Origin of the sequence: Streptomyces sp. 840.1 (genome assembly GCF_003751445.1) — a bacterium.
GTDB lineage: Bacteria > Actinomycetota > Actinomycetes > Streptomycetales > Streptomycetaceae > Streptomyces.
This window is the reverse complement of the sequence record NZ_RJUU01000001.1, coordinates 5,723,112-5,736,658: the sequence shown is the minus strand read 5'-3', so window position 1 is coordinate 5,736,658 and position 13,547 is coordinate 5,723,112. Positions and strand designations below refer to the sequence as shown.

10 protein-coding genes are annotated in these 13,547 nt (G+C 70.9%); 5 read left to right on the top strand and 5 right to left on the bottom strand.

Annotated features, from left to right (window positions below):
- Window positions 1-199 precede the first annotated feature (199 nt).
- Window positions 200-1,819: a malate synthase A gene (aceB, locus tag EDD93_RS26185; RefSeq protein WP_123527485.1), complete on the top strand. Its 1,620-nt coding sequence runs from the start codon at window positions 200-202 to the stop codon at window positions 1,817-1,819.
- 150 nt (window positions 1,820-1,969) lie between these two features.
- Window positions 1,970-2,617, top strand: a complete 648-nt coding sequence (locus EDD93_RS26180; protein WP_123527484.1) for a hypothetical protein — start codon at window positions 1,970-1,972, stop codon at window positions 2,615-2,617.
- A 61-nt stretch (window positions 2,618-2,678) separates the two neighbouring features.
- Here the strand turns inward: EDD93_RS26180 and EDD93_RS26175 are convergent, their stop codons facing one another.
- The 4 genes from EDD93_RS26175 to EDD93_RS26160 all read right to left on the bottom strand — a co-directional run bounded on the left by EDD93_RS26175 (window position 2,679) and on the right by EDD93_RS26160 (window position 9,111).
- On the bottom strand, window positions 2,679-4,970 hold the full coding sequence (locus tag EDD93_RS26175; protein WP_123527483.1) for a glycosyl hydrolase family 18 protein: 2,292 nt from the start codon (window positions 4,968-4,970) through the stop codon (window positions 2,679-2,681).
- 180 nt (window positions 4,971-5,150) lie between these two features.
- The gene (locus EDD93_RS26170) at window positions 5,151-6,680 is read right to left on the bottom strand and encodes a YfcC family protein (protein ID WP_123527482.1); all 1,530 of its coding nucleotides are present in this window, start codon (window positions 6,678-6,680) and stop codon (window positions 5,151-5,153) included.
- Window positions 6,677-8,029 (bottom strand): M20/M25/M40 family metallo-hydrolase, encoded by a 1,353-nt coding sequence (locus tag EDD93_RS26165; protein WP_123527481.1) that lies wholly within the window; start codon window positions 8,027-8,029, stop codon window positions 6,677-6,679. The genes EDD93_RS26170 and EDD93_RS26165 overlap by 4 nt, the downstream gene beginning before the upstream one ends.
- An 89-nt stretch (window positions 8,030-8,118) precedes the next feature.
- Window positions 8,119-9,111 (bottom strand): fibronectin type III domain-containing protein, encoded by a 993-nt coding sequence (locus tag EDD93_RS26160; protein ID WP_123527480.1) that lies wholly within the window; start codon window positions 9,109-9,111, stop codon window positions 8,119-8,121.
- Between the two features lie 160 nt (window positions 9,112-9,271).
- Here EDD93_RS26160 and EDD93_RS26155 point away from each other — a divergent pair, with 160 nt between their 5' ends.
- The 3 genes from EDD93_RS26155 (at window position 9,272) to EDD93_RS26145 (ending at window position 11,810) form a co-directional block, all read left to right on the top strand.
- Window positions 9,272-9,877 (top strand): TIGR03086 family metal-binding protein, encoded by a 606-nt coding sequence (locus EDD93_RS26155; protein WP_123527479.1) that lies wholly within the window; start codon window positions 9,272-9,274, stop codon window positions 9,875-9,877.
- A gap of 89 nt (window positions 9,878-9,966) precedes the next feature.
- On the top strand, window positions 9,967-10,803 hold the full coding sequence (locus tag EDD93_RS26150; protein WP_123527478.1) for a chitosanase: 837 nt from the start codon (window positions 9,967-9,969) through the stop codon (window positions 10,801-10,803).
- A 143-nt stretch (window positions 10,804-10,946) separates the two neighbouring features.
- Window positions 10,947-11,810 (top strand): chitosanase, encoded by an 864-nt coding sequence (locus EDD93_RS26145; protein ID WP_123527477.1) that lies wholly within the window; start codon window positions 10,947-10,949, stop codon window positions 11,808-11,810.
- Window positions 11,811-11,889: 79 nt separating this feature from the next.
- Here the strand turns inward: EDD93_RS26145 and EDD93_RS26140 are convergent, their stop codons facing one another.
- The gene (locus EDD93_RS26140) at window positions 11,890-13,338 is read right to left on the bottom strand and encodes a nucleobase:cation symporter-2 family protein (protein WP_123527476.1); all 1,449 of its coding nucleotides are present in this window, start codon (window positions 13,336-13,338) and stop codon (window positions 11,890-11,892) included.
- Between the last annotated feature and the right edge of the window lie 209 nt (window positions 13,339-13,547).

The window sequence follows — 13,547 nt, the reverse complement described above, 5'->3', positions numbered from 1 at the left end:
CTGTCGACCCGGAGAATCTCGACATCAACAAACCATTGAACTTCCACCATGAGGAAACTACTATCCACTGGTCAGAAGCCCTCTGCACCCCAGACGGCGGCCACGGCCGTATCCCGGAGCCATGGCACGCCGTGCCGTTTCAGGCGACCCGGCGGCCGTGAGAAGCCGTCCGCACCGCCCGCTGAAGGAGTGACAGCTCATGTCCGCACCAGCGCCGTCCTCGCTGGCCATCGTCGATGCCGAGCCCCTGCCCCGGCAGGACGAGGTCCTCACCCCCGCGGCCCTCGCGTTCGTGGCCGAGCTGCACCGCCGGTTCACCCCGCGCCGTGACGAGCTCCTCGCCCGCCGCGGTGAGCGCCGCGCCGAGATCGCCCGCACCTCCACGCTGGACTTCCTGCCGGAGACCGCGGCGATCCGTGCGGACGACTCCTGGAAGGTCGCGCCGGCCCCGGCCGCGCTGAACGACCGCCGGGTGGAGATCACCGGTCCCACCGACCGCAAGATGACCATCAACGCCCTGAACTCGGGCGCCAAGGTCTGGCTCGCCGACTTCGAGGACGCGTCCGCCCCCACGTGGGAGAACGTCGTCCTCGGCCAGCTCAATCTGATCGACGCCTACAACCGCGCGATCGACTTCACGGACCCGAAGTCCGGCAAGTCGTACGCCCTGAAGCCCGCCGACGAGCTCGCGACCGTCGTCACCCGCCCGCGCGGCTGGCACCTGGAGGAGCGCCACCTCCAGCTCGACGGCACCCCGGTGCCCGGCGCGCTGGTCGACTTCGGCCTCTACTTCTTCCACAACGCCCAGCGCCTCATCGACCTCGGCAAGGGCCCGTACTTCTACCTGCCGAAGACCGAGTCACACCTGGAGGCCCGCCTCTGGAACGACATCTTCGTCTTCGCCCAGGACGAGCTCGGCATCCCGCAGGGCACGGTCCGCGCGACGGTCCTGATCGAGACGATCACCGCCGCCTACGAGATGGAGGAGATCCTCTACGAGCTCCGCGACCACGCCTCCGGGCTGAACGCGGGCCGCTGGGACTACCTCTTCTCCATCGTCAAGAACTTCCGTGACGGCGGCGCCAAGTTCGTCCTGCCGGACCGCAACGCGGTGACGATGACCGCCCCGTTCATGCGGGCCTACACCGAACTCCTCGTCCGCACCTGCCACAAGCGCGGCGCCCACGCGATCGGCGGCATGGCGGCCTTCATCCCGTCGCGCCGTGACGCCGAGGTCAACAAGGTCGCCTTCGAGAAGGTCAAGGCCGACAAGGACCGCGAGGCCGGCGACGGCTTCGACGGCTCCTGGGTCGCCCACCCCGACCTGGTCCCGATCGCGATGGCTTCCTTCGACGCGGTGCTCGGCGAGAAGCCGAACCAGAAGGAGCGCCTGCGCGAGGACGTCTCGGTGGCCCCCGGCGACCTGATCGCCATCGACACCCTGCACGCCAAGCCCACCTACGACGGCCTGCGCAACGCCGTCGCGGTCGGCATCCGCTACATCGAGGCCTGGCTGCGCGGCATGGGCGCGGTCGCCATCTTCAACCTGATGGAGGACGCGGCCACCGCCGAGATCTCGCGCTCGCAGATCTGGCAGTGGATCAACGCGGACGTGGTCTTCGAGAACGGCGAGCACGCCACGGCGGAGCTGGCCCGTAAGGTCGCCGCCGAGGAACTGGCCGCGATCCGCGCCGAGATCGGCGACGAGGCCTTCGCCGCCGGCAAGTGGCAGCAGGCCCACGACCTCCTCCTCCAGGTCTCCCTGGACCAGGACTACGCGGACTTCCTGACGCTGCCGGCGTACGAGCAGCTGCGCTGACGGCTCCGGTACGAACTCCCGCCCCCGGTGCCGTGCGGCTCCGGGGGCGGAGGCGTGTCCGGTGCACGGGCCCGGCGCTGTGAAATCATCCCGGCGCCGGTCCTCGGACCCCGGCCCCGTCACGCGTCGACCAGGGGAGCTCCGCGCCTCATGCCCGTACATTCGCTCGCCCACTCACCGCTCTCCGCCGCCTCGGTCAGGGAGTTGCTGGCCATGCCTGCCATGCCGCCCGTGCCCGAGGAGGAGTTCTACGAGTACACCGAGGCGGAACTCGGCTGGGAGTTCACCGATCTCGTCTGCGACGCGGTCCTCACCCGGCACCACCACGTCCTCTGGTACGAAGGCGCTCCGCTGGGCGATCCGGAGGCCACGCTGATCCTGACGTTCGGCGAGGCGTATCCCGTCGAGCCGCCCGATCCCGATGAGTACGGTCGCGACGCGCTCGTCGAGCTGATCGGGGACTGGGCGGCCCTGCCCGGCTGGGAGTTGCTCGAGGAGCCCGCCCTGGCGGAGTGCGAAGCCGTGCTCGACCGGGCGGCGGAGGTCGTCGTCGCCGAGCTCGGTCCGCCGCTGCGCACGCTGCGCGCCGACGACCGGCTCGGGCTGGGGCCTCATCTGTGGTGCCGGATATGGCGCATGGGCGAGCACGGGGTCGTGCTCGCCCCGCGCGAGGACGGCGGGCCCTACGGCTATCTGACCCACCTGACGCTGACCGTGCACCCCTGGCCGGCGGGCGAGGAGCTGCCGGCCGGGGACGAGGACTGTCTGCGGCTGGTGCGGGACCGCATCGTGCTCTGACGCGGCGGGTGGCCGGTCCGCAGGTCCCGGCGGGACCCGGCGGACCGGCCGTGGGGACCGGCTACTTCTTCAGGCCGGAGTCGAGCGCTCCCAGCAGGGTGCCCTGCGGGGTGTCGCCCGACATCTCCCAGACCATGACGCCCAGCAGGCCCTTGTCCTTCACGTAGGCCGTCTTCTTGCCGATGGACCAGGTGTCGTCGAAGGACCACCACTGGTTCCCGGTGTAGCCGTACGTGGACACGGACTGCTCGTCGTGGTGGACCGTCATCGTCGGGTAGGCGCCGATGAGATTGGAGTACCCGCGGGTGCCGGCCTCCTCGGCGAACTGGCCCGGGGCGGCTCCGCCCGCGGGCTGCCATTCGCCCGCCGCGCCGCCGTCAGTGACGTTCTGCCAGCCCCGGCCGTAGAACGGGATGCCCAGGGTCAGCTTGCGGGGTTCGACGCCCGCGTCCGTGTACGCCTTGATCGCGGTGTCGGCGCTGAAGTGGAAGCCGTACGGGTCCTGGTCGTCGTTGTAGAGGTTGGCCTGGTGGCCGGTGCGGTTCGGTTCCCAGGAGTTGTCGCTGCCCGAGCCGTGGAAGTCGTAGCCCTGGACGTTGGCGACGTCGAGGGAGTCGAAGACCTTGCCCAGGTCCCAGCCGTCACCGATCTTCTGGGGGTCGGCGGGGGTGAAGGCGGTGAGCAGGCGGTGGCCGCCGCCCAGCGCGTCCAGTTGCTTGCGGAACTCGGCGAGCAGCAGGGTGAGGTTGCCCTTGTCGTTCGGCGAGTAGTGGTTGCCGGGGTGTCCGGTTCCGGTGCCCGGCCACTCCCAGTCGATGTCGAAGCCGTCGAAGATGCCTGCGGCGGTGCCGGGGCCGCCCGCGCCGCCGTACTCGGGCAGGTTGCCCTTGATGTACATGTCGATGCAGGAGGAGACGAACTTCTTGCGGGCCGCGTCGGTGGCGGCCACGTCGGAGAAGTACTTCGAGTACGTCCAGCCGCCGAGCGAGACCACGATCTTCAGGTTCGGGTGGAGCTTCTTCAGCTTCTTCAGCTGGTTGAAGTTCCCGCGCAGTTTGCCCCAGCCGTCGTCCGCGACGCCATCGACCGACTGGGCGGCGCTGAAGGGGCGGGTGTAGTCGGCGTCCGCGTCACCGGCGCCGGTGCCCTGCTCGGGGTCCTCGGGGTCGGCGGTGGTGCCCTTGGTGACGCCGTTCAGGCAGGTGAGGTTGTTGGGGTCGATGTTGGCGAAGGCGTAGTTGACGATGTCGAGCTTGCCGGCGGCCCCGGAGTCCTGGAGGTTCTTCACGAAGTACTGGCGGCCGTAGATGCCCCACTGGACGAAGTAGCCGACCTTCGCGTACTTGCCGGCGCCGACGATGTCGTCGGTCTTCACCGTGAGCGCGCTGCTCGCCGCCGAGGCGTTGTCCGCCGGGTCGCGTGCCTTGACCGTGAAGGTGTACGAGGTCGAGGGCGACAGGCCGCCGATGGTGGCGGTGGTCGTGGTGCCGGAGACCGTGGTGGCCAGGGCGGATCCCTTGTAGACGTCGTACGCGGCGACCCGCTGGTTGTCCGTGGCGGCGGTCCAGGCCAGGGTGACGGACGAGGAGTCGGCGGCCGTCGAGTGCAGTGCGCCGGGGGCCGTCGGCGGGGAGGTGTCGGAGGCCGGGTCGACCGTGGTGACGGTCAGCGGGGCGCTCTCGGCGGAGGTGTTGCCCCGGGTGTCCTTGGCCCGGACGGTGAAGGAGTACGCGGTGGCGGGGGTCAGACCGGTGACCGTGGCGGAGGTCGCGGCGGTGGCCGAGCCCAGCACCTTGCCGCCCGCAAGGATGTCGTACGAGGCCACGGGGAAGTCCCCCGCCGTGGCGGCCGTCCAGGACAGCGAGGCGGTACGGGCGGTGACATCGGTCTTCTTCAGGCCGCCGGGCGCGCCCGGCGGGGCGTCCGCGGAGCCGTCGCACTTGTCGCCGTTGATCCGGCAGCCGGTGGGCGCGGTGATCGGTCCGGTGGCGACGAACCAGAAGCTGTACGGCTCGGTGGTGCTGTGCGCGGCGACCGTGCCGTTGTAGTGGGCGTTGACCGCGGTGATGTGCTTGCCCTGGGTGGTGACGGTGCCGTTGTAGGAGCTGCTGATCGCGACCCCGGCCGGCAGGTCGAATTCGAGGCTCCAGTTGGTGACGGCGGTGTCGGTGTCGTTGTGCAGGATGTATGTCCCCTTCCACCAGGGGCCGTTGTCGGCGGAGGTGAAGGTGGCCGTCAGCTTGCCCGCCGCGTGCGCGGGCGTGGCCTGGAGGGACAGCAGGGCGAGTAGGAGGGCGAGGGCGGCGACCAGCGCGGTCACCGTTCTCCGTCTGAGAGGCATGTGCTCGAACATGGTTCTCCCTTGTGGCAGGGACCTGTGAGGAGGTCCTGAGGGGGGAGCTGGTGTCCTTCGTTCCATGGAGCACAGCGGAAACTAATTGGTCTGGACCATCCCGTCAATAGGTACAGACCAATTACGGTTCACCGGCTGCCCGCACGCCGGCCGCCCCTAGAGCGTGTCCCGTCCCACCCCTCACGTCCCCACCGCTCCCAGCGCGACGGACGCGCAGATCAGCACCGCGAGGACGGCGAGCAGCGGCCAGACGAAGCGCAGGTACTTGTCGTAACCCACCTTGGCCAGCGCCACCCCGCCGATCGTCACCGCCGTCGTGGGCACCCACAGGTTCATCCAGCCGCTCGCCGCCTGCCAGGCCGTGACGACGACCGCGCGCGAGACGCCCGCGAAGTCCGCGAGCGGGGCCAGGATCGGCATGGCCAGGGTCGCGTGGCCGGAGGTGGACGGGATGAGGAAGGCCAGCGGGAGGTTGACGACGAACACGACGACGGCGAACACCGCGGATGAGGTGCCGGAGACCAGGCCCTCGATGGAGTGCAGGACGGTGTCGGTGATCCGGGAGTTGTTCATGATGACCGTGACCCCGCGGGCCAGCACGATGACCAGTGCGGGCGAGATGAAGTCGGCGGCGCCCTGGACGACCGTCGCGCTGATCTTCTGCTCCCCGAACCGGGCGACGATGCCGACGAGGACCGCCGCGACCAGGAACAGCGCGGCCAGCTGCGGGAAGGACCAGCCCAGCTCGAAGCCGTACGGGGTGGCGTCCGCCTCCCCGGTCAGGGCGCTGGACCACGGGACCACCGAGAAGATCATGAAGGCGAAGGTCAGTCCGACGAGCACCAGGACGACCCGGTGGAGCGGGGTGAGTTCGGGCGGTTCGCCCGCATCGGCCGCCGCGTGTTCGCGGTCGCCGGGCAGGAATCCGGACAGCGAGCGGCCGGGGTCCTTGCGCACGCGCTCGGCGTACCGGATGACGTAGCCGATCGTCACCGCCGTCAGGACGACCCACATCGCCGCGCGCAGGACGATCCCGTCGCCCAGCGAGATGTCGGCGGCGGCGGAGGCGACACCGGTGGCGAACGGGTTGACCGTGGAGCAGAGCACGCCGACGCCGGCGCCGAGGATGATCGTGCCGGTGGCGACCATCCGGTCGTAGCCGAGGGCGAGCATCAGCGGGACGATCAGCCCGTAGAAGCCGAGGGTCTCCTCCGCGAAGCCCTCGACCGTGCCGAGCAGCGAGAAGACCAGCATCACGCCCGCGATGAGCAGTGCGCCGCGCTCGCGCAGCCGGTGGGCGAGGCGGCCGATCCCGAGGTCGAGCGCACCGGTGGCGAAGACGACGGTGATGAAGGCGCCGATCGCGATGACGAAGAGGAACACGCCCGCGCTGCCGTACAGTTCACCGGCCATGTCCGGGCCGACCTGTCCGGTCCTGGTGTCCTGCACCCCGTACAGGCCGTTGACCGGGGAGAGGAAGAGGTCGTTCAGCCGGTCGACCACGCTCTGCCCGGACGGGACGCGGTGGTACGTGCCCTGGACCGGCGCACCGGCCTCGGTGCGGTCGTACGCGCCGGACGGGATCAGGAAGGCCAGCGCCCAGACGGCGAGCGTGACGACGACCAGCACGGTCAGGGCGCTGGGGAAGACGAACTTGCCGCCCCGCGAGGGCTTCTCCCCGGGCGGGGTACCGGTGTCCAGGGTGCTCACGCGGCGCTCCCGCCGCGGTGCGCCGCAGCGTACTCCCGCAGGAACGCCGCCTCCGCGATGACGGCCGAGCGGAGCTCCGAGAAGAGGACGCGCTCGTTGGGGGCGTGCAGGTTGCACATGCTGTCCTGGGCGCCGAAGAGCAGGATCTCGGCGTCCGGGACGGCTCTGGCCAGGCCGTTGACGAGCGGGATGGAGCCGCCGCTCGCGACGAAGGCGGGTTCGGAGCCCCAGCCCTCGCGCAGAGCCGTCCACGCGGCCCGGTAGGCGGGGCCGCCGGTCGCGGGCTCGAATCCGGGGCCGGTGTCGCCGGGGGTGACGGTGAGCGGGATACCGAACGGGCGCAGTGCCTCCAGGTGGGTGACGAGCAGCCCCAGCGCCTCCTCGGGGTCCTGTCGCGGATGGAAGCGCAGGTTCAGCTTGGCCCGCGCGTACGGGACGACGGCGGACGCGGCCTGGTCGACGGCCGGGGCGTCGATGCCGATGACCGTGATGGCCGGCCCGCTCCACAGCCGCTCGCCGAGGCTGCCGGACCCGGTCAGCGGTACCCCGTCACGGACCCCGGCCAGGGTGCGGAACTCCTCCTCGGTGTAGGTCGTACCGCTCCACTCCTCGCGGCGCAGGCCCTCGACGGCGACGTCCCCGTACACGTCGTGCAGGGTGGCCAGCGCGTTGACCAGGGCGAGCAGCGCGTCGGGGGCGGCGCCGCCGAACTCGCCGCTGTGCCGCGGTCCGTCCAGGGTCCGCACCTCGACCAGCAGCTCGGCCGCGCCGCGCAGGCCCGTGGTAAGCGTGGGGCTGCCGGGGCGGAGGTTCCCCATGTCCGCGATGACCATCGCGTCGCAGGCGAAGCGGGCGGGGTCGGTGGGCGGGTAGTCGTCGAAGGCGCTGCCGTACTCCTCCTGGCCCTCCAGGACGATTCGGAGTCCGGTCGGCGGCCGGCCCCCGTACGCCCTGAGTACGCCGAGGTGCACGATCAGGTTCGACTTGTCGTCCGCGATGCCCCGGGCGCGCAGCCCGCCCGCCACGGGGGTGGGCTCGAACGGCGGTGAGAGCCACAGGCTCTCGTCGCCGGGTGGCTGTACGTCGTAGTGGCCGTAGAGCAGCACGGTCGGGGCGTCCGGCGTCGGTGGCGGGACCTCGGCGACGATGACCGGCGCGGTGTCGGGCAGGTCGAGCCGTTCGATCCGTTCGACGCCCGCGCCGCGCAGCAGGTCCACGAGGAGGTCGTGGGCCCGCCGCACGGGTTCGGCGGGGAAGCCGGGGAACGCGACGGACGGGATGGCCGCCAGCCGCTCCAGGTCTGCGGTGAGCCCGTCCATCAGTGCGTCGACGCGGGAGCCCAGGTCCATCGCATCCCCTGTTCCTCGTGGAGTCCGTCAATGAGGTTCTGGGGTCAAATGGATCATATGGGGCGCGCTCCCGCACGGCTGAGGGGCGGTCAGCCTCCCAGTACCACCGTCCGCGAGGCGGAGAAGTCGCCCCACTTCCCGTCGGGGAGCTTGGCTCGGATCTTCATCGCGTAGCGGGTGCCGCGCGGGTCGCCGACGGTCAGCCGGTAGCTCGCCCGGCCGGTGGGCGGCTTGCTTCCCCAGACGATCGTGGTGGTCAGCCGGCCGTCCAGGTAGAGCTGGTAGGCGGGGATCTCGCCGCCGGTGCGCGGCTGCTTCCAGTCCAGGTCGACCGCGTACTCCTTGCCCTGGGCGGTGCTGGTGATCCGCAGGTCGGTGGGGGCGGTGGAGGCGGGTGCGCCGGGGGCGGTGGCGGTGGTGAGGTCGAAGGCGTTGCTGTCCTTGGACGAGGTGTCGGCGGCGTCGCGGGCACGGACGGTGAAGGTGTAGACCGTGCCGGGCCGCAGCCCGGTCAGGCGAGCCGTGGTCTGCGCGCCGGGCACGGTGTGGATGCGCGAGCCCTCCTGGTAGATGTCGTACGAGGTGACGCCGACGTCGTCCGTGGATCCGCCCCAGGACAGCGTCGCCGCCCGGCTGCCGTCGGCCTTGCCGCGCAGCTGAACCGGCCGGGTGGGGGCCTCGTGGTCGGCCGGGGTCGGGGCGGGCGTGGTGACGGACGCGGCGGCGCTCGGCGCGGAGAGGTTCCCGGCGGCGTCCCGGGCACGGACGGTGAAGCTGTAGGCGGTCGAGGCGGTCAGCCCGTCGATGTCGATCATCACCCTGGCGGCCGGAACGGTCTTGACCTTCTTGCCCTTGCGGTAGATCTCGTACGCGGTGACGGCCTTGTCGTCGGTGGCCGCCTTCCACATCACGTGCGCGGAGGTGGCGCTGCCGGCCTGGACCGTCACCCCGCGCGGCGCCGTGGGGCTGCTGGTGTCGGCCTCGGCCTCGGAGCCGCAGGCGGTGAGGGTGGCGAGGAACAGGGCGGCTGAGCAGGCCAACGCGGCCGTTGCGTGGGGGCGTTGCACGGTCTTGCCTTCCATCCGGCAGCAATGGTCCAGACCTGTATCGCATGGCGCGGGGGTCCGCGACAAGAGGACGGAGCGGAACCTTCCGCAATGTGCCGGTGTGCACCTCGGCCGGGCCGGGAAGTCCGCGCGTCGCGGGCCGATGAGTTCGGGGCGCCCGGCGAGTCTGCACTGTATGGACAACGAGACGAAGACCGCTCCCCCGCAGGACCTGGAACCCGCGGCCAGGCAGATCGCCGGGCTGCTCGACGCCGTCGACGACACACGGCTGTCGGCGCCGACCCCCTGTCCCGGTGTGACGGTGAGCGCCCTGCTCGCCCACATCGGCGGGCTCGCCGTCGCCTTCCGCGACGCAGCGCACAAGGAGCTGGGGCCGACGACGAGCACGGCGCCCTCGGTGGCCGAGATGGTGCTGGAGGAGGGCTGGCGCGACACACTGCCCTCGGCGCTCGACGCCATGGTCACCGCCTGGCGCTCCCCCGAGGCCTGGCAGGGCATGAGCCGGGCGGGCAGCGTGGACCTGCCGGGCGAGGTCGCGGGCATGGTCGGGCTCAACGAGCTGGTGCTGCACGGCTGGGACCTGGCGAGGTCGACCGGGCAGCCGTTCCGGGCCGAGGAGGCGCACCTGCGCTCCACGCTGGCCCTGCTGGCCGACCTGGGTGACAGCCCGCCGGCCGGTTCGCCGTTCGGCCCGCCGGTCCCGGTGCCGGACGACGCTCCGCTGCTGGACCGGGCGGTCGCCCGGAGCGGCCGGCGGCCCGACTGGCAGCCGGGCGACTGACGCCTGCGGCAGCGGCGCGCGCTCGCCTGACCAGCCGATGAACGCGGCGAACGGGCTCCACCGCTCCCCCGGCCTGGCAGGCTGGAGCGGTGAAGCTCAGCACGCGTTCCCTGATCGCATCGGCCGCCGCCCTCGCCCTGGCCGCGGCCGTGCTCTCCGGATGCTCCGGGGCCGGGCCGGACACCGCGTACGGCAAGGGGGCGGCGGCCGGACTGGACGACCCGGCGAAGAAGGACATCGCCATGCAGCTGGTCTCCAGCGCGGAGAACTCCTCGCTGGACTGGAGATCCCAGTACAAGTACATCGAGGACATCCACGACGGCCGCGGCTACACCGCGGGCATCATCGGCTTCTGCTCCGGCACCGGCGACATGCGCCGGGTCGTCGAGCGGTACGCGAAGGCCCGCCCCGGAAACCCGCTGGAGCGGTTCGAGCCGGCACTGCGGGCGGTCGAGGGCACCGACGCGCACACCGGGCTGGGCAGCCGGTTCACCGAGGCCTGGGCGGACGCGGCCGGCGACGCCGCCTTCCGGTCCGCGCAGGACGCCGAACGTGACGCCTCGTACTTCGGCCCCTCGGTCGCGCAGGCCAGGGCGGACGGGCTCGGCGCGCTCGGCCAGTTCATCTACTACGACGCCTACGTGATGCACGGGTCCGGCGACGCGGAGGGCACGGTCGGCTTCCGCACCATGCGCGAGCGCGCGCTCGCGAAGGCCGGTGCCCCCGCGCGGGGCGGCGACGAGACGGCGTACCTCGACGCGTTTCTGGACGTCCGGGTCGCGGCGATGCGCCAGGAGCCCTCGCACCACGACACGAGCCGGGTCGAGACGGCCCAGCGGGTGTTCCTGCGCGAGGGCAAGCTCGGCCTGGAGACACCGCTGCGGTGGAAGGTGTACGGCGACAGCTTCCGGATCGACGGCCCGTAGCCCGCCGGCCCGGCCACTCCACCGCGTCTTTTACGGGGCGCGCCCAACTCGTATGCGTCACAGGGGTGTACGACACTCGTTCGACTCTGATAGGAAAGCTTCCTAACAGATGAGTCGGAACGACGAACTCCCTTGGAGGACTGGTGAACGCTCCCCACAAGCGCACCGCACGTCGCAACACCCGCACCCTGCGCATCGCTCTCGTCGCGCTCGGGCTGACACTCACAGCTGTTCCCGCCACCGCATTCGCCGGCACCGCCCCCGCGCCGTCGGCCGTACACCACCAGGAGGCCGCCGCGACCGGACTGGACGATCCGGCGAAGAAGGACATCGCCATGCAGCTGGTCTCCAGCGCGGAGAACTCCTCGCTGGACTGGAAGTCCCAGTACAAGTACATCGAGGACATCGACGACGGCCGCGGCTACACCGCGGGCATCATCGGCTTCTGTTCCGGCACCGGCGACATGCTGGACCTCGTGGAGCTGTACACGCAGCGCAAGCCGGGCAACCCGCTCGCCCAGTACCTGCCCGCCCTGCGCGAGGTGGACGGCAGCGACTCCCACGAAGGACTGGACCCGGGCTTCCAGGCCGCCTGGAAGAAGGCCGCGGCCGACTCGGCGTTCCAGCAGGCGCAGAACGACGAGCGCGACCGGGTGTACTTCGACCCGGCCGTGAGCCGGGGCAAGAGCGACGGGCTGGGCACGCTCGGCCAGTTCGCCTACTACGACGCCATCGTCATGCACGGTGACGGCGGCGACAGCACGAGCTTCAGCAGCATCCGCAAGCACGCCCTGGCGAAGGCCAAGCCGCCGGCCCAGGGCGGCAACGAGGTCACCTACCTCAACGCCTTCCTGGACGCGCGGGTCTGGGCCATGCAGCAGGAGGAGGCCCACTCGGACACCAGCCGGGTGGACACCGCCCAGCGGGTCTTCCTGAAGAAGGGCAATCTGAACCTGGACCCGCCGCTCGACTGGAAGGTGTACGGCGACAGCTTCCACATCGGCTGACGGTCCCGGGCACGGCCGTGGCGCGCACGGCTCCCCCTCACGGGTGGGGCCCTGCGCGCCACGGCGCTGTGACGTTACGTCAGTGCGCCCCCACCGAGGAGGCACCGACCGTCTCGTCGCTCACCGCCCCGGCATCCTCCTCTGCCTCCGCCTTCCGGCCCAGGTGGTTGAAGGCCAGGTTGAGGACGATCGCCACGACGCATCCGGTGGATATCCCGGAGTCCAGGACGACGAGCATGTCCTTGGGGAACGCGTGGTAGAAGTCCGGCGCGGCGATCGGTATCAGGCCTATGCCGACGGCGGCGGCCACTATCAGCGCGTTCTCGCCCTTCTCCAGAGCGGCGGTCGCCAGGGTCTGGATGCCGCTCGCGGCGACCGACCCGAAGAGCACGATGCCGGCGCCGCCGAGCACGGGAAGCGGTACCAGCGCGATGACGGACGCGGCCACCGGGACCAGGCCGAGCACGATGAGGATGCCACCGCCCGTGGCCACGACGAAGCGACTGCGGACCTTCGTCATCGCGACCAGCCCGATGTTCTGGGCGAAGGCACTGCACATGAAGCCGTTGAACAGCGGGCTGATGGCGCTGCCCAGGGTGTCGGCCCGCAGACCTCCCTCGATGGTCCGCTCGTCGGCCGGACGGTCGACGATCTTGCCGAGGGCGAGCATGTCCGCGGTCGACTCGGTCATGCAGACCAGCATGACGATGCACATCGAGACGATCGCGGCGATCTCGAACTGCGGTGCCCCGAAGTGGAACGGGGTGGGGAAGCCGATGGCGTCGGCGTCCTTGATGGCACCGAAGTCGGTGATGCCGACCGGGATCGCGACGAGTGTGCCGATGATGAGTCCGAGCAGGATCGCGATCTGCTGGAGGAAGCCGCGGAGCAGCTTCCTCAGCGCGAGGACGATCACCAGGGTGACCGCCGCCATGATGATGTTGGTGGTGGAGCCGTAGTCGTCGGCCGTGGCGTTGCCGCCCTGCGACCAGTTGAAGGCGACCGGCAGCAGCGAGACACCGATCAGGGTGATGACCGTGCCGGTGACCACGGGCGGGAAGAACCGGACCAGTTTGCAGAAGTAGGGGGCGAGGACGAAGCCGAGGAGGCTCGCGACGATGATCGCGCCGAAGATGACGGCGATCCCGTCGTGTCCCCGGTCCTTGCCGATCGCCACCATGGGCGTGACCCCGGCGAACGAGACGCCGTTGACGAACGGCAGCCGGGCGCCGATGCGCCAGAAGCCGAGGGTCTGGAGCAGGGTGGCGATGCCCGCGGTGAACAGGCTCGCCGCCACCAGGAAGGCGGTCTCCTTGGGGGTGAGGCCCACGGCGGGGCCCACCACCATGGGCGGGGCCACCACACCCGCGTACATCGCGGCCACGTGCTGAAGGCCGCTGGTGAACATCTTCAGTGGGGGAAGCGTCTCGTCGACCGGATGGCTCCGGCCGGACTGGACCGGCTCCGACGTGTCGTCGGGGTCGGATGCTGCGACTGCGTCATTGCGAAACCTGGGCGTAGCTGCCACGGCGGTTCCTCCGGTCGGGTACACGTCTGCGGTGACGTGGGTATCAGGGAGGTGGAGCGTTGGTGCAGGTCGTGCAGCTGGTGCGGGCAGCTTGGTTCAGCGGTACGGGAGGCGCGTACGTATGGGTGCGCGCCTCCCGTACCGGTTGCCGTGGGCCCCGCTCGGGTCCACGGCGGCCGGTCGAGGGCCGTCCCCCTCGGCCGGCCTGT

What these genes read in the sequence shown, in the direction of transcription:
- EDD93_RS26155 (WP_123527479.1), top strand. Translation starts at nt 9,272, where the DNA reads ATGGACAACGAGACGAAGACCGCTCCCCCGCAGGACCTGGAACCCGCG.
- EDD93_RS26160 (WP_123527480.1), bottom strand. Translation starts at nt 9,111, where the DNA reads ATGGAAGGCAAGACCGTGCAACGCCCCCACGCAACGGCCGCGTTGGCC.
- aceB (WP_123527485.1), top strand. Translation starts at nt 200, where the DNA reads ATGTCCGCACCAGCGCCGTCCTCGCTGGCCATCGTCGATGCCGAGCCC.
- EDD93_RS26165 (WP_123527481.1), bottom strand. Translation starts at nt 8,029, where the DNA reads ATGGACCTGGGCTCCCGCGTCGACGCACTGATGGACGGGCTCACCGCA.
- EDD93_RS26175 (WP_123527483.1), bottom strand. Translation starts at nt 4,970, where the DNA reads ATGTTCGAGCACATGCCTCTCAGACGGAGAACGGTGACCGCGCTGGTC.
- EDD93_RS26180 (WP_123527484.1), top strand. Translation starts at nt 1,970, where the DNA reads ATGCCCGTACATTCGCTCGCCCACTCACCGCTCTCCGCCGCCTCGGTC.